The organism is Rhizobium bangladeshense (assembly GCF_001662075.1).
GTDB lineage: Bacteria > Pseudomonadota > Alphaproteobacteria > Rhizobiales > Rhizobiaceae > Rhizobium > Rhizobium bangladeshense_B.
Map to the genome: position 1 here is coordinate 68,913 of NZ_LYPL01000007.1, position 21,895 is coordinate 90,807.

The window sequence follows — 21,895 nt, forward strand, 5'->3', positions numbered from 1 at the left end:
GGTTCCTCTTGAAATCAGTAAACGCGGGCCTTCGGCTCGATCTTGTGCGGATCGATGCCTTCCGCGATCAGGTCGGTGTGAACCGGGCGGTAATCGAGCTTGACGTCGCCTGCCTCGTTGACCCAGGCAAGCGTATGCTTGCGCCAGTTGACGTCGTCGCGGCCGGCGAATGCGCCCTCGGTATAATCCTCGCGGGCATGCGAACCGCGGCTCTCCTTGCGGGCCTCGGCGCCGTAGATGGTCGTGATGGCGTTGGCCATCAGATTCTGCAGCTCCAGCGTCTCCACGAGATCCGAGTTCCAGACCATCGAGCGGTCGGTGACCTTGATGTCGCGCATTTCCTGCCAGATCGCCGAGATCCGCCGGCACCCGGATTCCAGCGATTCCTGGGTGCGGAAGACGGCGGCGTCTTCCTGCATGGCGCGCTGCATCTTCTCACGCAGGTTAGCCGTCGGCGTGCCGCCGCCGGCGTAGCGCAGACCGTCGAAGCGGTCCATGATCTTGTCGCAGGCGGGGACGTTCAGATGCGGGATCGGCGCTGCGCGGTCGATGACCTCGCCGGCGCGGATCGCAGCGGCCCGGCCGAAGACCACCAGGTCGATCAGCGAGTTGGAGCCGAGACGGTTAGCACCGTGCACCGAGGCGCAGCCTGCCTCGCCCACAGCCATCAGGCCGGGGATGATCCGCTCCGGATTGGCGCCGTCGGCGTTCAGCACTTCGCCCCAATAATTCGTCGGAATGCCGCCCATATTGTAGTGGACGGTCGGCAGAACCGGGATCGGCTCGCGGGTGACATCGACGCCGGCGAAGATCTTGGCGCTCTCGGAAATGCCCGGCAGCCGTTCGTGCAGCACGGCCGGGTCGAGATGGTCGAGATGCAGGAAGATGTGATCCTTGTTCTTGCCGACGCCGCGGCCTTCGCGGATCTCGAGCGTCATGCAGCGTGAAACCACGTCGCGCGAGGCGAGGTCCTTGGCCGACGGTGCATAACGCTCCATGAAGCGTTCGCCCTCGGAGTTGACGAGGTAGCCGCCTTCGCCGCGTGCGCCCTCGGTGATCAGACAGCCCGAACCGTAGATGCCGGTCGGGTGGAACTGCACGAATTCCATGTCCTGCAGCGGCAGGCCGGCGCGCGCCACCATACCGCCGCCGTCGCCGGTGCAGGTGTGGGCAGAGGTCGCCGAGAAATAGGCGCGGCCGTAGCCGCCGGTCGCCAGCACCACTATCTTGGCGGCGAAGCGATGGATCGTGCCGTCATCGAGGCACCAGGCAACGACGCCCGTGCAGCGGCTGCCGTCTTCCGACATGATCAGGTCGAGTGCGAAATACTCGATGAAGAATTCGGCATTGTGGCGCAGCGACTGGCCGTAGAGCGTGTGCAGGATGGCGTGGCCGGTCCGGTCGGCGACGGCGCAAGTGCGCTGCACCGGCGGGCCTTCGCCGTAATTCTGCATATGGCCGCCGAACGGGCGCTGGTAGATCTTGCCTTCCTCGTTGCGCGAGAACGGCACGCCGTAATGTTCGAGCTCATAGACCGCCTTCGGCGCTTCCATGGTCAGATACTGCATGGCGTCGACGTCGCCGAGCCAGTCGGAGCCCTTGACGGTGTCGTAGAGGTGCCATTGCCAGCTGTCGGGGGTCATGTTGCGCAGCGACGCGGCGATGCCGCCCTGCGCCGCAACCGTGTGCGAGCGGGTCGGGAACACCTTGGTGATGCAGGCGGTGCGGAAACCCTGCTCGGCCATGCCGAGCGTGGCGCGCAAGCCGGCGCCGCCGGCGCCGACGACGATCACGTCATAGGAGTGGTCGACGTAATTGTAGGCCTTGCCGTTCTGGGCGGGGGAAGTCGGTGCCATATCGAGCTTATCCTACGAATGCGATTTTCAGAATGGCGAAGAGACAGAGGCCGGCAATCACGATCGCAAAGAAGGTGTTCAGCATCAGCAGAGCGATCTTGCCGAACTCGCCATGCACGTAATCTTCGATGATGACCTGCATGCCGAGCTTCATATGGATGACGCCCGAGATCACCATCAAGCCCATGACGACGGCGACGAAGGGGTTCGACAGGGCGCGAACCACATCCGCATAGGGCGCGCCGGCATAGGCGATCATGAAGATGACGAAGAACAGGATCAGCGGAATATTGGAGACGGCGGTCAGCCGCTGACGCCAGAAATGGCTCGTGCCTTCCTTGGCGGAGCCGAGCCCGCGAACCTTGCCGAGGGGGGTGCGCATATCCATGAGAGGACCTTCAGAAGCGAATGAGGAAGCCGATCACCCAGACCAGCACGGTCAGACAGAGCGACCCGATGATGTTGGCGATGGCAAGCTTGGTGGAGACTTCCTTCTCGAAGCCGTGGCCGAGGTCCCACATGAGGTGGCGGAAACCGCCGAGCATGTGGTGCAGCAAGGCCCAGGTGTAGCCGAGCAGCACGAGCTTGCCGAGAAGGCTGCCGAGCACCCAGTTGGCCCAATCATACGACGCTTGGCCGCTTGCCGCCGCGATCAGCCACCAGGCGACGAGCAGCGTGCCGACATAGAGCGCCCCACCTGTAATGCGGTGGACGATGGACATGACCATGGTGGGAATAAGTTTGTAGACTTGCAAATGCGGCGATAAGGGCCGGTTATTTGTCACGTTCGCCATCAGAACCTCGCGGCGGCTTCTCTGCGCTCCCGGATTTCGGAGCATGCTCAGTCAACCACACGAATGACAAAATTCTCTGTGTGCGTTGCATCAATTGCGACGTTTACTCACCGGAAAGCCCGACGACAAGCACAATCGCTGTCTGCTTTTAATTTAATCGATTCGGGTTACCGGGAAGTTTGCGGGCTAACGAAACTGGGCCTTCGCGCTCAATACTTGCGCCGCGCCTCCCTTTGATTGGACAAGCCGCAGCTTTTGGCGCAATCTGGCATTAACGATTTGTTAACGATTGGATTTCCGGAGTTCGGCACCATGTTTCGCAGTCTGTCCCCAGTCATCCTGCTTGCGCTCGCGGCGCTTGCCGCATTCCCGGCCACGGCAGGCGAGCGCCGCCATGACTATCGCTTTGCCGGCCATCGCCACGTGTTCCATGGCGGATTGTTTCTCGGCGAACGTGCGAACTGGCGCGATCGCAGCATCCGTTTCGACCATGCTTACGGCCGCCGGCCCGGCAGGATCAGGATGCCGATACTGACGCGGTTCTCGGCAGCCGCGACACATCGCACGGCTCACCACAGCCTCGTCATCCTCGCGCCGCGGGCGCCGGGCTGGGATGGCGGCGGCACCTATTCCGGTTCCGCCTACGTCTATCAAGCCGATGGCGGAACCTATGTCGGCGGCGACGGCTACAGGTTCTATCCGAACGTGCGGTCGGAGCCGCTGACCCCGAAGGCGAAAGTTATCGACGTCGCCGTGCAGGACGATCCCTGCTCATACGAAGCCAATGTCTGCATCATCCGGCCTTGAGAGCTGACGCGAAGCGCCACACCGTCGTCTTCTTGATGTCGCTGTCCTCCAGCTCCCGCGTCACCGGCACCTGATAGACTGCGCAGAATTCCAGCCGGTCCCGAGGCAGATAGCTGCGCCCGGGATCGCCGACCATCACCGGTCTTCCCTCGCCAGCCAGCTTCGAGAACCAGGGAATAAGTGCGTCGGCGAAGCCGCGGTCGTAAAATACATCGCCGGCAAGCACGATATCCGCCTCGACGCTCGCACCGACGAGGTCGGTGCCGGTAAATCCGAGCGCAACATGATTGGCCTGGGCATTCAGCCGGATTGCCGTCTGCGCCCAGGGATCGATATCGGCAGCCACGACCTCCCGGGCGCCGGCCATGACAGCCGCAATGCCGACGAGGCCGGAGCCGCTGGCAAAATCCAGCACGCGCTTGCCGAGCACCATATCCGGATGATCGAGGATGTAGCGTGCCAATCCCTGCCCGCCCGCCCAGGCAAAAGCCCAGAAGGGCGGCGGCAGGCCGATGGCTTCCAGCTCCTCCTCTGTCTTCAGCCAGAGCTCATGCGCCTCGCTCGCCAGATGGAGTGAAATCTCCGGCACATGCGGCGGCGCCATCAGACTGGTATTGGCGCGGATGAAGGCTTCCGGATCGGTTTTCAAAGGTCGTCAGCGCGGCGGATTGTCGAGCCCGCCCATGCGGCAGACTTCGGCCCATTCGTCGTCGGTCACCGGCTGCACGGAGAGACGCATGGAGGTGACGAGCGACATCTTGGCAAGCTTCTCGCTTGCCTTGACGTCCTTCAGCGTCACCGGCTTCGGCATGTCCATGACGGCGCGGATATCGACGCAATCCCACTTCGGATCGCCCTTGGCGGTAGAATCGGGATGCGACAGGGCACAGACTTCGACGATGCCGACGATCTCCAGCCCGTCATTGGAATGGTAGAAAAAGCCCTTGTCGCCGATCTGCATCGCCCGCATATTGTTGCGCGCCAGATAGTTGCGCACGCCCGTCCATTCGGTGCCTTTTTCGCCGGCGGCCTTCTGCTGCTCCCATGACCAGGAGGCAGGTTCGGACTTATAGAGCCAATGCGCCATGCTTTAAGCCTCCGGCTTGTTGAAGACCCAGTTGAAGGGCTTGATCTCAACGCTTTCGAACAGCCCGGCCTGGGCGTAGGGGTCGGCATCGGCGAGCGCCTTTGCCTCCTGCGCCGTCTCCGCCTTGACGAGCACCAGACTGCCGCAGGCCTTGCCCTCGTCATCGAGGAAGGGACCGGCCATGGAGAGCTTGCCTTCGGCATTGAGCTTGTCGAGATAAGCAAGATGCGTCGGCCGCGTCTCCATGCGGACGTTCAGATGTCCCGGCTTGTCCTTGCAGAGCAGGGCGAAAAGCATGTCTGTTCTCCTATTCGGTGGTGATGGGACGCGTCATCAACTGCTCGATGGCGTCCGATATATCGAGCCTGCCGTCGATGATGGCGGAAACGGCGTCGGTGATCGGCATGCTGATCGAAAGCTCCGCGGCAAGCCGCGAGGCGACCGAGGCGGCGAGCGCACCTTCCACCAGTGCGCCCTGCAGCGGGTCGGCCTTTTCGCCGCGCCCGAGCGCGATGCCGAAGCGCAGGTTGCGCGATTGATGGCTGGTAGCCGTCAGCACCAGATCGCCGAGACCGGAGAGCCCGCGCACCGTGTCCGCCTGGCCGCCTTTGGCGACGACGAAGCGCGACATTTCCGCGAGGCCACGGGCAATCAACGCCGCACGCGCGGATTCGCCGATGCCACGGCCCTCGACGATGCCGCAGGCGATCGCTAGCACATTCTTCAGCGCACCGCCGAGCTGCACGCCGATGCGGTCGCTGGAGGCGTAGAGCCGGAAGGTGCGGCCCGATATCGCCTGGGCGAGCCGCTCGGCAGTCTCCATATCCGCCGCCGCGATCGCCATCGCCGTCGGCAGGCCTTTGGCGATGTCGGCGGCAAAACCGGGGCCGGACAGCACCGCCACCGGATGGTCCGGCAGCTCCCGCTCCAGCATGTCGGTCAACAGATTGCCCGTCGCCCGCTCGATGCCCTTCGCGCAGGTGACGACGACGGCATCCCTAGACAGATAGGGGCCATATTGCCGTGCCGCATCGCCCTGCGCTTGCGACGGCATCGCAAAAAGCACGATGGAGGCGCCGGCGATCGCCTCCGCCTCGGCGGAAAATTCGAGCGATTCCGGCAGGGCAATGCCGGGCAGCACCGCATCATGCAGACGCTCGGCCCTGAGATCGGCCATCAGTGACGGATTGCGTCCGACAAGTATCACCGCGCTGCGGCCGGCAAGGGCGATGACGGCGGCAAGCGCCGTTCCGAAAGCACCCGATCCGATAACGGCGATTTTTTCGCTCATGCCTTGGCTCCTCTCTTTCCAAAGCCGATCAGCCTTTCGGCATTGGCATCGAGCGGCCAGCGCGAACGCGGCTGCACGTCGAGCGGATCGGGCGCGATACCTATGGCCATGCGCTCCAGGCCTGCCCAGGCGATCATCACCGCATTGTCGGTGCAGAGGCTCAGCGGCGGCGCGATGAAGCGGAAGCCGTTCTTGTCGCAAAGACCCTGCAAAGTCGCCCGCAATTCGAGATTGGCGGCGACACCGCCGGCAACGACCAGCGCCGGCTTTTCTGCGGTGGCCGAAAATTCCGCCTTGAACCGCTGCAGACCTCGGCCGATGCGGTCCTTCAGCGTGCGCGAAATCGCCCGCTGGAACGAGGAACAAATATCCGCCACGTCCTGATCGCTGAGCGGCGCGACCTCCTGCGCCGCCTGCCGCACGGCCGTCTTCAGGCCGGAGAAGGAGAAGTCGAGCCTTGCCTCGCCGACCAACGGCCGCGGAAAATCGAAGCGGCTGGCATTGCCGTCCCGCGCCATGCGTTCCACCGCCGGACCGCCGGGATAGGGCAAGCCGAGCAGTTTTGCCGTCTTGTCGAAGGCTTCGCCGAGCGCATCGTCGATCGTCGTGCCCCAGCGCTCATAATCTCCGACGCCGCGCACCAGGATGAGCTGGGTATGGCCGCCGGAGACGAGCAGCATCAGATAGGGAAAGGAAAGCCCGTCGGTCAGCCGCGCCGTCAGCGCATGGCCTTCGAGATGGTTGACCGCATAGAGCGGCTTGCCGGCGGCCTTGGCGATCGCCTTGCCGGTCATCAATCCCACCAGCAGCCCGCCGATCAGCCCCGGCCCTGACGTGGCCGCGATGGCGTCGACATCGGCCAGCGACACATTGGCGCGCTTCAGCGCCGCCTCGATCAGCTCGTCCAGCGCCTCGACATGGGCGCGCGCGGCGATCTCCGGCACGACGCCGCCATAGGCACTATGCTCATCAAGCTGGGAAAGCACCACGTCGGAGAGTATTCTGGAATGCCCCTCCGCATCGCGCTCGACGACCGCCGCGGCGGTCTCGTCGCAGCTCGTCTCGATGCCAAGGATGCGCAGAAAGGGAACCATAGGGCCTGTTCGTTCATTGCGATGGGGCCGAAACCCGGTTACGAGAACTCCGGTAACAACGGAACAGAGCGGATGCAAACAAAACCTTTCCGGATCGGCACGCGAGGCAGCCCGCTGGCGCTCGCCCAGGCGCATGAGGCCCGCGACAGGCTGATGGCGGCGCATGGCTTGCCTGAAGAGATGTTCGAGATCGTCGTGCTGTCGACGAAGGGCGATCGCATCACCGACCGGTCGCTGGCCGAGATCGGCGGCAAAGGCCTCTTCACCGAGGAGCTCGAACAGAAGCTTGTCTCGGGCGAGCTGGATTTCGCCGTGCACTCCACCAAGGACATGCCGACGCACCTGCCGGACGGTCTTCATCTCTCCGCCTACCTGCCGCGCGAGGATATCCGCGACGCCGTCGTCGGCCGCACCGCACCCAAGCTGATCGACTTGCCGCATGGCGCCACCGTCGGCTCCTCGTCGCTGCGCCGCCAGGCGCTGATCCGCCGCATGCGGCCCGACATCAACGTCATAACCTTCCGCGGTTCGGTCGAAACCCGGCTGCGCAAGCTCGAAGAAGGTCAGGTGGATGCGACGCTGCTGGCGCTTGCCGGCCTCAAACGTCTCGGCAAGGTCGAGGTGCTGACCGATATCCTCGATCCCGACACCTTCCCGCCGGCGCCGGCCCAGGGAGCGATCTGCATCGAAAGCCGCGTCGGCGATACGGGGACCGACGACCTGCTGGCCGCGGTCAACGACGCCGCGACCTTCGACACCGTCTCCTGCGAACGCGCTTTTCTCGCCGCCCTCGACGGTTCCTGCCGCACGCCAATCGGCGGCTATGCCGTCTGCGAGGGCGACCTCATCCGCTTCTCCGGCCTGATCATCACACCCGACGGTCGCAGCCAGCATGCCGTGACGACCGACGGACATCGCCGTGATGCCGCCGCCCTCGGCACCCGCGCCGGCCAGGACGTGCGCGCAAGGGCCGGCAGCGCCTTCTTCGACGACTGGCACTGAAGCGGCCATGCGCGTGCTCGTCACCCGCCCCGCGCATTCGGCCGAGACAACCGCACAACGTCTGCGCGACATGGGCCACGAGCCGCTGCTGCTGCCCCTGCGTCGGCCACAACATGACAGTGCCGCAGCCGCCGGCGCGCTTGCCGCCACCAGCGGCGCGATCGCGGTGACCAGCGCCGAAGCCATGAGGGTGCTGTCGGCTCTCGGCGAGACACTTGGTCCGCACCTAGACCGCCCGATTTTTGCGGTCGGCGAGATGTCGGCGCAAGCGGCGCGGCGCCTTGGCTTCCGGTCCGTCACCGCCTCTTCGGGCAACGGCCGCGACCTCGCCGATCTCGTCGCCGCGCAGAAAACGGAGAGGTTGCTCTATCTCGCCGGCCTGCCGCGCGCCGAAACCTTCGGAGGCAGACTGCGTGAACTCGGCATCCGCTTTTCCATCGCCGAATGTTATCGCATGCAGCCGGTCGCTCCCGGCCCGACCGACATCGAGGCGATTTTTTCGGGCCATGGCCCGGATGCCGTTCTGTTCTATTCCCGGCAGACGGCCGAGGATTTCTTTCAGGTGGCGGAGCTGCGATCAGCTCTGTCGGAACAGGGCGGAATCCGCCTCCTCTGCCTCAGCGAGGCGGTGGCGCAGGCCATTCCGACCTTCCTGAAGGGAAGCGTGACGATTTCGCCGATGCCGGATGAGATAAGCCTTTTGTCGCTGCTTTGAATGCCCTAGCTGCCCAAATTTGATCTAACCTCTTCCCTTAATTGGCATCACTGTCTAGTTTCGTTGCAATGCAGGATAAAGAGGACCTCATGGTATCGGGAAACCCGCCACGCCATTCGAAGAGCGCCGACGAGCCGGTCACGATCGACCTTGAAGCACAGGATTTCGCCTCTGCAGCCGATACCGAAAAGCCGGTGGAGAATGATGTCGGCGATACTGACAACCGCCCCGCCGAGGCCAGCGTGACGCCCGAAACCGAAGCCGCGTCGCTGACCGAGCATGAACGCGCCGAACAGGAACAGCCGGAATTCGAAGGCCAGCCCGGGACGGATGCGCGAGAAGAGGAGCCTGCAGCTCCGGAACCTTCCTTCACGCCCGCTCCAGAACAGCAGGCGCCGCGGGGCGCCGGCACCTCCGCTCTCATCGCTGCCGGCATCTTCGGCGGCCTCGTGGCGCTGCTTGGCGCAGGCGCCATTCAATATGCCGGATACCTTCCGGGTTCCTCGGCGCCGCAGACGACGTCGCCTGACATCGCCGATCTTTCCAGTGAGATCGACGGCCTGAAACAGACGGTCGCCAATCTCGCCGCCAATCCCGCAGGTACCGGCGACGGCGCGCTTGAGACACGCCTCGCGGCGCTGGAAGCGGCTGCGAAAAACCCCGCAGCGGCGACGCCGGCCGATTCGACAAATGTTGAGGCGCTCAACCAGAAGATTGCCGAGCTCAGCGGCCAGGTCGATCAGCTGCGCGCCACACTTGCCCAGTCCTCCGTGCAGCAGACGAGCAATGGCGCCGATATCGCCAAGCGCCTCGAGGAAGCCGAAAAGAAGCTGAACGAACCGCGCCAGGATGTCGCCGTCGCCCGGGCGATCGCGGCAGCCGCCCTCAAGGCGGCGATCGATCGCGGCGGCCCGTTCCTCGCTGAACTCGAGACCTTCGCCGGCGTCGCGCCCGACGATCCTGCGGTTGCCGACCTGCGTAGCTTTGCCGAGATCGGCATTCCCTCGCGCGCCGAGCTCGTGCGCCAGGTTCCCGACGTTGCGACCGCGATCGTCGAAGCCGTCAACCAGCCGGATCCGAACCAGAGCTGGTCGGACCGGCTGATGGCGAGCGCAAAATCGCTGGTGACCGTCCGTCCCGTCGGCAATATCGAGGGCGAAAGCGTCGAAGCGATCGCCGCCCGTATGGAGGATAAGGTGAAGAACGGCGACCTGCCCGGCGCTTCCGCTGAATGGAATTCTCTGCCGGCTCCCGGAAAGCAGGCGTCCGCCGCCTTCAAGCAGTCGCTGGAGGCGCGCATCCGGGTCGAGGAACTGGTCGGCGGGGCGCTGTCGAAAGCGGTCAGCGGCGCCGGCAAGGAGGGCTGAGACATGATCCGACTCGTTGTCTTCGCCCTGCTCGTATTGCTTCTAGCCTATGGCTTCTCCTGGTTCGCCGATCGTCCCGGCGATCTCTCGCTGATCTGGGAAGGCCAGATCTACCAGACGAAGCTGATCGTCGCGGTGAGCGCGATCATCGCTCTGATCGCCGCCGTGATGATCGTCTGGTGGTTCGTTCGCCTGATCTGGACCTCGCCGCATTCGGTGACGCGTTATTTCCGCGCCCGCAAGCGCGACCGCGGCTATCAGGCGCTGTCGACCGGCCTGATCGCCGCCGGCGCCGGCAATGCGCTCCTTGCCCGCAAGATGGCGGCCCGCTCGCGCGGCCTCATCCGCGCCGATCAGGAGCCGCTGATCAACCTGCTCGAAGCCCAGGCCGCCCTGATCGAGGGCCGCCACGACGAGGCGCGCGCCAAATTCGAGGCCATGGCCAACGACCCGGAAACGCGCGAGCTCGGCCTGCGCGGCCTCTATCTCGAAGCCCGCCGTCTCGGCGCCAACGAAGCCGCCCGCCAATATGCCGAAAAGGCGGCCGACAACGCTCCCTATCTGCCCTGGGCCGCCCAGGCGACGCTCGAATATCGCAGCCAGGCCGGCCGCTGGGACGATGCGATCCGCCTGCTTGAACAGCAGAAGGCTGCCCGCGTCGTCGAAAAACCCGAAGCCAACCGCCTGCACGCGGTGCTGCTGACGGCGCGCGCCATCGAGAAGCTGGAAGGTAACCCGGCCGGCGCCCGCGATGACGCGTTGCAGGCGCTGAAGCTCGCCGCCGACTTCGTCCCGGCCGCCCTCATCGCCGCCAAGGCCTTGTTCCGCGAAGGCGGCCTGCGCAAGGCCGCTTCGATCCTCGAACAGGCGTGGAAATCGGCGCCGCATCCCGAAATCGGCCAGACCTATGTCAGAGCCCGCAGTGGCGATTCCACGCTCGACCGGCTGAAGCGCGCCGAGCGGCTGGAGGCGTTGCGCCCGAACAATGTTGAATCTCTTCTCATCGTCGCCCAGGCCGCGCTCGACGCGCAGGAATTCGCCAAGGCCCGCGCCAAGGCGGAAGCGGCCGCGCGGATCGAGCCGCGCGAAGCTGCCTTCCTGCTGCTCGCCGACATTGAGGAGGCCGAGACCGGCGATCAGGGCCGCGTGCGCCACTGGCTCGCCCAGGCGCTGAAGGCCCCGCGCGATCCGGCCTGGGTGGCGGACGGCTTCGTCTCCGACAAATGGCTGCCGGTGTCGCCCGTCACCGGCCGTCTCGATGCCTTCGAATGGAAGGCGCCTTTCGGCCAGATCGAAGGTCCGCTCGAAGACGGTTCGGCGCCCGCCGCGATCGAAACTGCCCTGAAGACCCTGCCGCCGCTGCGTGACGTCAGGCCGGAAAGCCCGGTCAACGATCACCGCATCATCGAGCTGGAGCGCGCCGCGACGATCGCCGAGGCCGTGCGCCCCGCGCCGGCGCCGGCAAAGCCGAAGCCCGTCGAACCGGTCGCCGGCGATAAAGCGCCGGTGCCGAACGAAGCAAAGCCCTTCTTTGGCGGGCTGCCGGATGATCCCGGCGTTCGCGATTCCAGGGCGGAACCGGAACCCAAGACACGGCTTCGCCTTTTCTGAAATGGAATGAAAACCGCATGTTCGAACGCTTTCAGGCATTCTTTCAGAAGCTCACCGCCGACCACCCCAGGAAGGGTTTCGCCCCGGATGATCCGCGCATCGCGGTGGCGGCGCTGTGCATGCAGGTCATGGAGGCCGACGGGCGGATCAAGGCCAGCGAGAAGAAGCGGCTACGCAAACTCCTGAAGGAACAGTATGCGCTCGACGGCAAACAGCTTAACGCCCTGATGGCCGCCGGCCTCGAGGCCGAAAGCTCCGCGGTCGACTATTATCGCTTCACATCCGACCTGAAGCGGCACCTGAACACCGAGCAACGGCTAGAGCTGATCGGCATCCTCTGGGACATCGTCTATGCCGATGGCGAACGCAGCGAGATGGAAGATCATGTGATCTGGCGTATCGCCGATCTGTTGGGCGTTTCCGCGCGCGAGCGCATCCAGAAACGGCAGGAGGCCGCCGCCAGGGTGACGGATGTCCGGGTTTTACAAGATGATTCCGACTGAGCGAATTCAGCACCGCGACGAGCGTCCGATCCTCATCGTCCTGCATCAGGAGCGATCGAGCCCCGGCCGCGTGGGTCAGTTGCTCGTCGAAAAGGGCTACCGCCTCGACATCCGCCGACCGGTGCTCGGCGAGCCGCTTCCGCCAACGCTCGAAGATCATGCCGGTGCCGTCGTCTTCGGTGGGCCGATGAGCGCCAATGATCCGGATGACTTCATCAAGAAGGAAATCGACTGGATCAGAATTCCGCTGCGGGAAAAACGTCCCTTTCTCGGCATCTGCCTCGGTGCGCAGATGCTGGTGCATCATCTCGGCGGCAAGGTGCAGGCGAATACCGACGGCTCGACCGAGATCGGCTGGTATCCGTTGCGTCCGACCGAGAAGGGCCGGCTGCTGATGCATTGGCCGAAGATGGTCTATCATTTCCACCGCGAGGGTTTCGAGCTGCCGCATGGCGCCGATCTCCTCGCCGAAGGCGATGCCTATCCGAACCAGGCCTTCCGCTACGACGGCAACGCCTGGGGCCTGCAATTCCATGCCGAACTCACCCGGGTGATGATGCATCGCTGGGTCGTGCACGGCGCCCATCGCTTCATCCTGCCGAACGCCCAGCAGGGCCGCGAACATCTCGAAGGCCGCATGCTCTTCGACGCGCCGCTGAGAGCCTGGCTGACCGAATTTCTCGATATCGTCTTCGAAGGCAAGACGGCGAAAGCCGTCTCCCCGATCACCCTTTCCGCATAGGCCGCCGCGGCCCGGCAGCCGCGCTCTATGCCGATGCGCTGGGCGCGTCGAGGGAATCGATCCGGCGCAGTTTTGGGAAACTCGAAGCCCAGATCGCCGCAACCGCTAGCGTTCCGATACCGCCGATGACGACTGCCGGCACCGCGCCGAAGATCGATGCCATCGTGCCTGCCCTGAATTCGCCGAGCTCGTTCGAAGCGCCGACGAAGACCATGTTGACCGCATTGACCCGGCCACGCAGGTGATCCGGCGTCCAGAGCGCGATCAGGCTTTCACGCACATAGACCGATATCATGTCGGCCGCCCCCATCAGGGCGAGTGCGGCAATCGAGACCTCGGTGCTGGTCGAGACGCCGAAGATGATGGTTCCGACCCCGAACAGGGCAACGCCGATGAACATATAAAGGCCGGCGCGGTGCTTCAGCGGATAAGCGGCCAGAAAAATCGCCATCACGATGGCGCCGAGCCCGGGAGCGGCCCGCAGCAATCCGAGGCCCCACGGCCCGAGCGTCAGGATATCGCGGGCGAAGATCGGCATCAGCGCCGTAGCGCCCCCGAGCAGCACGGCGAAAAGATCGAGCGAGATCGCCCCGAGTACAACTTTCTCGGCGCGGATGAAACTGAAACCGCCGAGGATCATCGCCCAGCTCTTCGCTTCGGCCGTCGTTTTCTGTTCCGGCTTCGGGATCATATAGAGCAGGGCCGCGCCGAGGATGGAAAAGACCACCGCAACCGTATAGGCCGTCGAGGCGCTGATGCCGTAGAGCAGACCGCCGAGCACCGGTCCGGTGATCGCCGCAAGCTGCCAGGACGAGGAGTTCCAGGCGACCGCGTTGGAAAGCGCATGCTCCGGCACCAGATTGGGCGCGAGGGACTGCACCGCCGGCGACATGAAGGCGCGTTCGATGCCGAAGATCAGGAGCACCGCGAACACCGGCCAGGGCGCGAACGTGTCGGTCGCCGTCATGACGAGCAGCGCCAGCGTGCAGAGCGCGCTCACCAGCGAGCACAGCGCCGCGATGGCGCGGCGATTGTGCCGGTCTGCCACCGAGCCGGTGACGAGGATGAGCAGCAGCGACGGCAGGAACTGCACCAGGCCAATCAGGCCGAGATAGATCGCCTTGCCCGTCTGATCGTACATCTGCCATCCGACGGCGACGCTGACGATCTGCTGCGAGAAGGAGAGCAGAAAGCGGGCAAAGAAGAAGCGGGTGTAAGACGAATGCCGGAACGCGGCAAAACGGTCTCCGGTGGGCGAAAACGACATGAGCCTTGTCCGAGGAAGCAGGCGCCGGAATGGTTGCGAGGCCGCCCGTTAAACATGATTTGCCCTGCGTTCCCACACGGCACTTGCTCGTTTAGTTGCCAATGTCTACATGTCTGTCAACAACCAATTGGAGATGACGATGTTTGCCTTGTTTCAAACCATTGATTTGGTTTTGAATATTTATACGTGGATCCTGATTGCCAGCGCCGTTTTCTCCTGGCTCTATGCGTTCAACGTCATCAATTCCAGCAACCAGTTCGTCAATTCGGTCGGCATGTTCCTCTATAATGTCACCGAGCCGGTGCTGAAGCCGATCCGTCGTCGGCTGCCGAACCTCGGCGGCATCGACATTTCGCCGATCATCCTGCTGGTGATCATCTTCTTCCTGCGCACCTTCCTTTGGACGACAGTCTATCCGCTGGTCTCTTGAGCCCTCCCTGGAGGCTCTTCGCCGATCATCTGCGCCTGACTGTACGGCTGACGCCGAATGGCGGGCGCAACGCGTTCGACGGCGTTGAGACGGACAGCCAAGGCGAGACTTATCTGAAGGCGCGCGTCACCGCCGTTCCGGAAAAAGGAAAGGCCAATAAAGCCCTGATCGCGCTCGTTTCCAAATCGGTCGGCGTTGCCAAATCCAGCGTCAGCCTCGTTTCCGGCGAAACCGCGCGCAAAAAAATCCTCCGGATCGAGGGTGACCCGGAGGATTTGGCAAAAAAGCTTGAAACACTTTCAGGCTGAGCGATCAGCCTTTCGTCTTCTTGGCACGCTCGATGGCCTCGAGGATAAGGGCGCCGGCTTCGCCGGAATCGCCCCAGCCGAAAATCTTCACCCACTTGCCGGGCTCCAGATCCTTGTAATGCTCGAAAAAGTGCTCGATCTGCTTCAGCGTGATCTCGGGAAGATCGGTATAATCCTTCACCTTCTCATAGCGCAGCGTCAGCTTCGGCGACGGCACGGCAATGATCTTCTCGTCCTTGCCCGAGTTGTCTTCCATCTTCAGGACGCCGATCGGGCGCACGTTGATGACGCAGCCGGGAACGAGCGGGCGGGTGCTGGCGATCAGCACGTCGATCGGGTCGCCATCTTCCGACAGCGTGTGCGGCACGAAACCGTAATTGCCCGGATAGGTCATGGGCGTATAGAGGAAGCGATCGACGACCAGCGTGCCGGCGTCCTTATCCATTTCATACTTGATCGGATGACCGCCGACCGGAACCTCGACAATAACGTTGACGTCTTCAGGGGGATTATTACCGATGGAAACGGCGTCGATGCGCATACGAAACTCCTGCGAGGTTGAATTGCTCGCAGCCAGATAATCAGTTTCATGCGGCAACGCAACATTGGAGATCACCAATGCGTGATGGCGTCGGCACCCAACCACATCAAAATTCTAGCAGGAGATGAGCGAACTGCAGGCTGGACGGCTCAGTTCCAGATGAAGCCGATTTTCTTCAACTGCTTGTGGTCGAAACTTTCCATGCCTTCGCAGAAATCGATCCCGCCGTGATGGCGGTAAAAGCGGCTGGCGGTCTCGTTTTCCTCGAGGCACCAAACGACCAGCCCATTGCAGCCGAGTGACTTCAACAACCGGCGCGCCTCGCCGAACAGCATACGGCCGAGACCGATGCCCTGATATTCGGGACGAAGGTAGAGCTCGTAGATCTCGCCTTCCTGCGGCAAAGCGCGGGCGCGGTTGAGTCCGAGCGTCGCATAACCGGCGACCGTTCCGGCGACATCGAGAACCAGCAATGTTGCAGGTCCGCGCGTTGCCTTGCGCCACCAGTTTTCGCCGCGTCGCTCGATCATCTGCGTCAGGGCGCGATGCGGAATGATGCCTGCGTAAGTGTGCTGCCAGGCGAGCCTATGGGTTTCCGATATGGCTCGGGCATCGTGCGGTTCAGCCCGCCGGACATCGATCGACAACGTCTTCATAACGTTTACTCTGGTCCTGCCGGGGGCAATTAACCATACGCGATGACGCATTCGGCTCGATTGCCCACAGACTTAACATGTGGACGACAGTCAAAATTTAACGCTTTTTTAACGATTGTCACAAGTCGGAATCGACGCAGCGCACAATAAAAAACCCCGGCGCGGAGGCCGGGGTTTTTAAGGAGTAACTCCAGACGCTCAGAGAGCCGCCTTGGTCTTTTCGAACCGCTTGCGGTCGTTGGCGTCGAGATACATCTTGCGCAGGCGGATGGACTTCGGCGTCACTTCGACCAGTTCGTCTTCCTGGATCCAGGAGAGCGCGCGCTCGAGCGTCATGCGGATCGGCGGGGTAAGCTTGACGGCTTCATCCTTGCCGGCGGCGCGGATGTTGGTCAGCTTCTTGCCCTTCAGTACGTTGACTTCGAGGTCGTTGTCGCGCGTATGGATGCCGATGATCATGCCCATATAGACCTTTTCGCCGGCATCGATGATCATCGGGCCGCGGTCTTCCAGGTTGAACAATGCATAGGCAACGGCTTCGCCGGCTTCATTGGCGAGCAGCACGCCGTTGACGCGGCCGCCGATCTCACCCTTGTAGGGCTGATAGCTGTGGAACAGGCGGTTCATGATCGCCGTGCCGCGCGTATCCGTCAGCAGTTCCGACTGATAGCCGATCAGCCCGCGGGTCGGCGCGTAGAAAACGAGACGGACGCGGTTGCCGCCCGACGGACGAAGCTCGACCATTTCGGCCTTGCGCTCCGACATCTTCTGCACGACCACGCCGGAATGTTCTTCGTCGACGTCGATCAGGACTTCTTCGATCGGCTCCAGGAGCTGGCCGCTCTCATCCTTGTGCATGACGACGCGCGGACGCGAAACGGCAAGCTCGAAGCCTTCGCGGCGCATGTTTTCGATCAGGACGGCGAGTTGAAGTTCGCCGCGGCCGGAGACGAAGAAACTATCCTTGTCGGCGCTTTCCTCGATCTTCAGCGCGACGTTCCCTTCGGCTTCCTTGAACAGGCGGTCGCGGATGACGCGGCTGGTGACCTTGTCACCTTCGGTGCCGGCCAGCGGCGAGTCGTTGACGATGAAGGACATGGTAACGGTCGGCGGGTCGATCGGCTGCGCCTTCAGGGCTTCCGTCACGGACGGATCGCAGAACGTATCGGCGACGGTGCCCTTGGAGAGCCCGGCGATCGCGACGATGTCGCCGGCATGCGCTTCTTCGATCGGCTGACGCTCGATGCCGCGAAACGCGAGGATCTTGGAAATGCGGCCCTGTTCGATCAGCTTGCCGTCCTGTCCAAGAACCTTGACGGCCTGGTTCGGCTTGATCGAGCCGGACGCGATGCGGCCGGTGATGATGCGGCCGAGGAAGTTGTTGGCCTCGAGGATGGTGCCGATCATCCGGAACGGCCCTTCCTCGACCTTCGGCTCGGGCACGTGCTTGACGACGAGGTCGAGCAGCGGCGCGAGGCCTTGGTCAGTCGGGCCTGCCGGATCATAGTTCATCCAGCCGGCGCGGCCGGAACCGTAGAGGATCGGGAAGTCGAGCTGCTCGTCGGTCGCATCGAGCGCAGCGAAAAGATCGAAAACTTCGTTGACCACTTCGTCGGCGCGGGCGTCGGGACGGTCGATCTTGTTGATGGCAACGATCGGGCGCAGGCCGACCTTGAGGGCCTTGCCGACGACGAACTTGGTCTGCGGCATCGGGCCCTCGGCCGCGTCCACGAGAACGATCGCGCCGTCCACCATCGACAGAATGCGCTCGACCTCACCGCCGAAGTCGGCGTGGCCGGGCGTGTCGACGATGTTGATGCGGGTATCCTTCCACTCGATCGAGGTCGCCTTGGCGAGAATGGTGATGCCGCGCTCTTTTTCGATGTCGTTGGAGTCCATCACGCGCTCCATGACGCGCTGGTTCTCACGGAACGAGCCGGATTGTTTCAGAAGCTCGTCAACAAGGGTGGTCTTGCCATGGTCAACGTGCGCGATGATCGCGATGTTGCGAAGTGCCATATGTCATAATCTCTGAGGCTGGGGCGCTACGCCAAGTGGACGCGCCATTTACGTTTGGCGCGCTCTTACCGTTTTTTTCGCGATTGCGAAAGGGGGTCGCGCGCGAAAGCTGCGGCATGGCTGTCGCCATGCCGCACGGGTCTCTGTCATCAAATTGTCTCAAGCGTCGCTGCCTGTCAATTCCTCGAAGGTCGCAAGTCCCTTCTTGACGAGCATCGCATCCGGCCTCGGCAGCTTGCCGCGGAAGCCCCTATAGGCATCCTCCGGATCGACCGAGCCGCCGGTGGAATAGATGTTTTCCTTGAGCTTTTTCGCCATCTCGCCGTTGAAGGCGTCGCCCGTCTCCTCGAAGGCAGCAAAGGCGTCGGCGTCGAGCACCTCGGACCACATGTAGGAATAATAGCCGGCCGAGTAGCCGCCGGAGAAGATGTGCTGGAAGTGCGGTGTGGCGTGGCGCATGACGATCGATTTCGGCATGTCGATCTCGGCCAGCACCTCCGCCTGCACTGCCATTGGGTCCTCGACCGCCTCGCGCGTATGGAAGGCCATGTCGACCAGCGCCGACGAGGTGAACTCGACGGTGTTGAAGCCGGCATTGAAGGTGCGGGCCGCCAGCACCTTGTCGAGCAGCGCCTGCGGCATCGGTTCGCCGGTTTCGAAATGCACGGCATAGCGCTTCAGGATATCGGGTACCGTCAGCCAGTGCTCGTAGAGCTGCGACGGCAGTTCGACGAAATCGCGCGAGACGCCGGTGCCGGAAACCGAGGGATAGGTGACATTCGAAAGCATGCCATGCAGCGCATGGCCGAATTCGTGGAACAGCGTGCGCGCATCGTCGAGCGACAGCAGCGCCGGCTTGCCTTCGGCCGGCTTGGCAAAATTGCAGACATTGTAGATGATCGGCAATTCGCCGTGGCGGCCGTTCTTCAGTTCGAGCTTGTGCTGCGATTGCAGCGAGCTCATCCAGGCGCCTGATCGTTTCGAACCGCGGGCGAAATAGTCGCCGAGGAACAGGGCGACCAGCCTGTCCTCGCGGTCCCTGATTTCGAACACCCTCACGTCAGGGTGATAAGCGGCGACGCCCTTCTTCTCGACTGCATGGATGCCGAACAGCCGACCGGCGACGTCGAAGCAGGCCTCGATGATCTTCTCGAGCTGCAGATAGGGCTTGAGCTCGGCCTCGGAGAAATCGAACTTCCTTGCCCGGATCTTTTCGGAATAGTGGCGCCAGTCCCAGGGCATGACCTCGTGGTTCCGGCCCTCTTCGGCGATCAGCGCAGCGATGTCGATCTCCTCCTCCCCGGCGCGCTTCACCGCCCGCGCCCAGACCGCCTTCAGCAGGCCGTTCACCGCTTCCGCCGTCTTCGCCATGGTGTTGTCGAGCTTCAGCTCGGCGAAATTGCCGTAGCCGAGCAAGCTCGCCACCTGATGGCGCAGCGCCAGCATTTCCCGAATGACGGCGCGATTGTCCGTCTCTCCGCCGTTTTCGCCGCGCGCCACCCAAGCCTTGAAGGCCTGCTCGCGCAAATCACGGCGCTCGGAGAAGGTGAGGAACGGCTCGATGATCGAACGTGACAGTGTCACCGCGAATCTGCCCTCCTCGCCGCGCTCGCGCGCCGCCGCAGCCATCGCGTCGCGCAGGAATTCCGGCAATCCGTCGAGCTCGGGCCCATCGGAAAGCACCAAGGCCCAGGCCTTTTCGTCGGCCAGCACGTTCTGGCCGAATTGCGTTCCGAGGCCGGCAAGCCTTTCGTTGATTTCGGCAAGTCTCTCCTGCTCGGCCTTCTCGAGCTTGGCGCCCGACTTGACGAAGCTCTTCCAATGGCGTTCCAGCACCCGCGTCTGTTCCAGCGTCAGGCCGAGGCTCCCGCGCTTCTCCCAGAGCGTGTCGATGCGTGCAAAAAGCGCGGCATTCATGCCGATCTTCGAATAGTGGCGCGACATCTTCGGCGAGATCTCCCGCTCCAGCGCCTGGATCACATCATTGGTATGCGCACCTGCCTTGTTCCAGAACAGCGCCGAAACGCGCGACAGCGCATCGCCGGCAATCTCCAGCGCCGTGACCGTGTTGTCGAAGGTCGGCGCATCGCTGTTCCCGGCGATCTCGTCGATTTCCTGTTCATGCGCGGCCAGCGCCGCATCGAAGGCGGCAGCAAAATCGCCGTCATCGATGGCGTCGAAACGCGGCAGGCCGTGCAGGCCGTCCCAATTGGTGAGCGCCGGATTGAAATCATGGGGAGAAGGCATGGGAGAATCCTTTTGGTATGCGACTGGATGGATCAATATAGGAGGGCCGCCATGGAATTGGTATGTTTCGGCAGCCAGGCTTTTGTCTCGCGCCCAGCAATCTGATGCACGCCAGCCAAATTGGTGGACAAGCCTTGTCACGTGCAAATTAACCATTTGTTAACGATTGACGCGAATCACGCGCAAGCGCTAGTTTCCGGGTGATCTTCCTGCCAGGGGACATGCGCCATGGAAATTTTTTCCCTGCGGTCTTCTCAGAGTTTGCTATTTAAAAACAACCCCAATAACGCAAAAAATTCGAAGACTGTCGATATTCACATCGAGATCAAGGCTCCGGCCCCCGTCTCGTTCCAGATCGAAGACAATCCCGACGAGGGGCCCGATTTTACTGCCGTCAGCCCCGGAGAGCTGCGCACTTACGCCCGCCAAAGCTTCGACAGCGGCGTGATCGATCAGAACACCTACGCCGCGATCTCCGAGCCTCTGCCGATGCACGCAATCGATCCGCTCGGCAACATCATCGACCTCTCCGGCGTCACCGACGGCACGAGCTTTAATTTCCTCGATTATTACAGGAACCAGCTGCAGGTCGCCATGTCGATCGGTAATTCCAACGACGTTCAGACGCTGAAATCGATCGTCAATTTCCTGGATGGCTGAATCAGGCCTTGCGCCAGCCGATGAGGCCGGGCGTCGCGTGCCATAACGCTTGGGCGGCAAAACCCATGAAGAGGACGCCGGAGCAGCGCACGATCAGCCGTTCATGGGCGCGATAGAAGCGCCGCACGGCGCCTGCGCCGATAATGCCGATCAGGATGACGTCGGCCGTCACGAATCCCAGGAAGGACACGCCGAGAAGCACCGGCAGTGCCTCGAAATCGAGCGCGCCGGCAGAACCGGCGACCAACGCGGTGAAGGTGGCGAGCGCCACCGGATAACCCTTCGGATTGGTGACGCCGAAGATCAGGCCGCGGCGAAACGGCCGCTCGACCATGACAAGCGGCTGCCCCTCCGCTTTCGGCTTGGCATTGACCGCGCTCCAGCCGATCCACGCGAGGTAGAAACCGCAGGCGAGACCGAGCAGATCGAAGACGAAGGTCCCGATCGTCTTCGCGCCGACGATCGCGATCAGCGCAAGCGACGACCAGATCAGATCCCCGACCAGATGTCCCATCATGAAGAAGGCCCCGGCCTTGCGCCCCTGCCCGGCGCCGATGCCGAGCAGCTGCAGGAAGGCGGGTCCGGGAATGAGCACATAGAAAAGCGCCGCCAGGAAGGCGCCGAACAGCAGGGACTGCGTCATGGAAATGCTCCGGAGGATATTGATCGCAGAGTAAGCCATCCGCGGCGTCGGTCAAGGCGGTTGAACGTCCGATCGGGTAATGAGCGCCATCAGGGCGGCTTCTGCCCAAACGGCCATCTGCTTCTAGCCAGGTGAGAGAGCCTCAACAATTTGGCAACACTCTTCTGCAACGTTTCCGCTTTAATTTCATGATCATGGATATGGGTGCGAATTTGAAAGCAATTCATTCGAGGCCCTCGCGACGAGCGTCAAATC

24 protein-coding genes are annotated in these 21,895 nt (G+C 63.0%); 10 read left to right on the forward strand and 14 right to left on the reverse strand.

The window, feature by feature from the left end; translation table 11 throughout:
- Positions 1-14 precede the first annotated feature (14 nt).
- The 3 genes from sdhA to sdhC are packed head-to-tail and all read right to left on the reverse strand — an operon-like array spanning position 15 to position 2,650.
- Positions 15-1,856: a succinate dehydrogenase flavoprotein subunit gene (gene sdhA, locus A7X77_RS15695; protein ID WP_064683801.1), complete on the reverse strand. Its 1,842-nt coding sequence runs from the start codon at positions 1,854-1,856 to the stop codon at positions 15-17.
- 7 nt (positions 1,857-1,863) lie between these two features.
- Complete coding sequence (sdhD, locus tag A7X77_RS15700) at positions 1,864-2,244, reverse strand: succinate dehydrogenase, hydrophobic membrane anchor protein (protein WP_010020712.1); 381 nt, start codon at positions 2,242-2,244, stop codon at positions 1,864-1,866.
- Between the two features lie 10 nt (positions 2,245-2,254).
- Positions 2,255-2,650: a succinate dehydrogenase, cytochrome b556 subunit gene (gene sdhC, locus A7X77_RS15705; protein WP_016736366.1), complete on the reverse strand. Its 396-nt coding sequence runs from the start codon at positions 2,648-2,650 to the stop codon at positions 2,255-2,257.
- A gap of 312 nt (positions 2,651-2,962) precedes the next feature.
- Here sdhC and A7X77_RS15710 point away from each other — a divergent pair, with 312 nt between their 5' ends.
- Positions 2,963-3,457 carry a hypothetical protein gene (locus tag A7X77_RS15710; protein WP_064683802.1) on the forward strand — a complete coding sequence of 165 codons (495 nt, stop codon included), beginning with the start codon at positions 2,963-2,965 and terminating at the stop codon, positions 3,455-3,457.
- On the opposite strand, the gene A7X77_RS15715 is transcribed toward A7X77_RS15710, so the two are convergent.
- Genes A7X77_RS15715 through tsaD form a run of 5 tightly spaced genes read right to left on the reverse strand, consistent with a single transcriptional unit; the run spans position 3,444 to position 6,929 of the window.
- Entirely contained in the window at positions 3,444-4,106 is a 663-nt protein-coding gene (locus A7X77_RS15715) for a class I SAM-dependent methyltransferase (RefSeq protein WP_064683803.1), read from the reverse strand. The genes A7X77_RS15710 and A7X77_RS15715 overlap by 14 nt on opposite strands.
- A gap of 6 nt (positions 4,107-4,112) precedes the next feature.
- Complete coding sequence (locus A7X77_RS15720) at positions 4,113-4,544, reverse strand: EVE domain-containing protein (RefSeq protein WP_064683804.1); 432 nt, start codon at positions 4,542-4,544, stop codon at positions 4,113-4,115.
- Between the two features lie 3 nt (positions 4,545-4,547).
- Positions 4,548-4,841, reverse strand: coding sequence for a YciI-like protein (locus A7X77_RS15725; protein WP_064683805.1), 294 nt, complete (start codon positions 4,839-4,841; stop codon positions 4,548-4,550).
- A 10-nt stretch (positions 4,842-4,851) separates the two neighbouring features.
- Entirely contained in the window at positions 4,852-5,835 is a 984-nt protein-coding gene (locus A7X77_RS15730; RefSeq protein WP_064683806.1) for an NAD(P)H-dependent glycerol-3-phosphate dehydrogenase, read from the reverse strand.
- Entirely contained in the window at positions 5,832-6,929 is a 1,098-nt protein-coding gene (tsaD, locus tag A7X77_RS15735; protein ID WP_064683807.1) for a tRNA (adenosine(37)-N6)-threonylcarbamoyltransferase complex transferase subunit TsaD, read from the reverse strand. Before tsaD ends, A7X77_RS15730 begins: the two co-directional genes overlap by 4 nt.
- Before the next feature lie 72 nt (positions 6,930-7,001).
- Here tsaD and hemC point away from each other — a divergent pair, with 72 nt between their 5' ends.
- The 6 genes from hemC (at position 7,002) to A7X77_RS15765 (ending at position 12,869) form a co-directional block, all read left to right on the forward strand.
- Complete coding sequence (gene hemC / locus A7X77_RS15740; RefSeq protein WP_064683808.1) at positions 7,002-7,931, forward strand: hydroxymethylbilane synthase; 930 nt, start codon at positions 7,002-7,004, stop codon at positions 7,929-7,931.
- 7 nt (positions 7,932-7,938) lie between these two features.
- Positions 7,939-8,646 carry a uroporphyrinogen-III synthase gene (locus A7X77_RS15745; RefSeq protein WP_064683809.1) on the forward strand — a complete coding sequence of 236 codons (708 nt, stop codon included), beginning with the start codon at positions 7,939-7,941 and terminating at the stop codon, positions 8,644-8,646.
- Positions 8,647-8,714: 68 nt separating this feature from the next.
- Positions 8,715-10,013, forward strand: coding sequence for a COG4223 family protein (locus A7X77_RS15750; protein ID WP_197486845.1), 1,299 nt, complete (start codon positions 8,715-8,717; stop codon positions 10,011-10,013).
- 3 nt (positions 10,014-10,016) lie between these two features.
- Entirely contained in the window at positions 10,017-11,624 is a 1,608-nt protein-coding gene (locus A7X77_RS15755; RefSeq protein ID WP_064683811.1) for a heme biosynthesis protein HemY, read from the forward strand.
- A 17-nt stretch (positions 11,625-11,641) separates the two neighbouring features.
- Positions 11,642-12,127, forward strand: coding sequence for a TerB family tellurite resistance protein (locus A7X77_RS15760; protein ID WP_064683812.1), 486 nt, complete (start codon positions 11,642-11,644; stop codon positions 12,125-12,127).
- Positions 12,096-12,869, forward strand: a complete 774-nt coding sequence (locus tag A7X77_RS15765) for a glutamine amidotransferase (RefSeq protein WP_064683813.1) — start codon at positions 12,096-12,098, stop codon at positions 12,867-12,869. The genes A7X77_RS15760 and A7X77_RS15765 overlap by 32 nt, the downstream gene beginning before the upstream one ends.
- 25 nt (positions 12,870-12,894) lie before the next feature.
- Here A7X77_RS15765 and A7X77_RS15770 read toward each other — a convergent pair whose 3' ends face one another.
- On the reverse strand, positions 12,895-14,136 hold the full coding sequence (locus A7X77_RS15770; protein ID WP_064683814.1) for an MFS transporter: 1,242 nt from the start codon (positions 14,134-14,136) through the stop codon (positions 12,895-12,897).
- A 139-nt stretch (positions 14,137-14,275) separates the two neighbouring features.
- On the opposite strand from A7X77_RS15770, the gene A7X77_RS15775 reads away from it, so the two are divergent.
- Both A7X77_RS15775 and A7X77_RS15780 read left to right on the forward strand, forming a co-directional pair.
- A complete protein-coding gene (locus A7X77_RS15775; protein WP_009993319.1) occupies positions 14,276-14,566 on the forward strand; it encodes a YggT family protein in 291 nt (96 codons plus the stop codon).
- Positions 14,563-14,874 carry a DUF167 domain-containing protein gene (locus tag A7X77_RS15780; protein ID WP_064683815.1) on the forward strand — a complete coding sequence of 104 codons (312 nt, stop codon included), beginning with the start codon at positions 14,563-14,565 and terminating at the stop codon, positions 14,872-14,874. The genes A7X77_RS15775 and A7X77_RS15780 overlap by 4 nt, the downstream gene beginning before the upstream one ends.
- Before the next feature lie 4 nt (positions 14,875-14,878).
- Here the strand turns inward: A7X77_RS15780 and ppa are convergent, their stop codons facing one another.
- The 4 genes from ppa to A7X77_RS15800 form a co-directional block, all read right to left on the reverse strand.
- A complete protein-coding gene (gene ppa / locus A7X77_RS15785; protein WP_064683816.1) occupies positions 14,879-15,415 on the reverse strand; it encodes an inorganic diphosphatase in 537 nt (178 codons plus the stop codon).
- Positions 15,416-15,564: 149 nt separating this feature from the next.
- Positions 15,565-16,071, reverse strand: coding sequence for a GNAT family N-acetyltransferase (locus A7X77_RS15790; RefSeq protein ID WP_064683817.1), 507 nt, complete (start codon positions 16,069-16,071; stop codon positions 15,565-15,567).
- Positions 16,072-16,269: 198 nt separating this feature from the next.
- Positions 16,270-18,090 (reverse strand): translational GTPase TypA, encoded by a 1,821-nt coding sequence (typA, locus tag A7X77_RS15795; RefSeq protein ID WP_064683818.1) that lies wholly within the window; start codon positions 18,088-18,090, stop codon positions 16,270-16,272.
- Between the two features lie 159 nt (positions 18,091-18,249).
- Complete coding sequence (locus tag A7X77_RS15800) at positions 18,250-20,337, reverse strand: M3 family metallopeptidase (RefSeq protein WP_064683819.1); 2,088 nt, start codon at positions 20,335-20,337, stop codon at positions 18,250-18,252.
- Between the two features lie 228 nt (positions 20,338-20,565).
- Here A7X77_RS15800 and A7X77_RS15805 point away from each other — a divergent pair, with 228 nt between their 5' ends.
- A complete protein-coding gene (locus tag A7X77_RS15805) occupies positions 20,566-20,997 on the forward strand; it encodes a hypothetical protein (RefSeq protein ID WP_064683820.1) in 432 nt (143 codons plus the stop codon).
- A 1-nt stretch (position 20,998) separates the two neighbouring features.
- Here A7X77_RS15805 and A7X77_RS15810 read toward each other — a convergent pair whose 3' ends face one another.
- Positions 20,999-21,640: a LysE family translocator gene (locus A7X77_RS15810; protein WP_064683821.1), complete on the reverse strand. Its 642-nt coding sequence runs from the start codon at positions 21,638-21,640 to the stop codon at positions 20,999-21,001.
- Positions 21,641-21,895 lie beyond the last annotated feature (255 nt).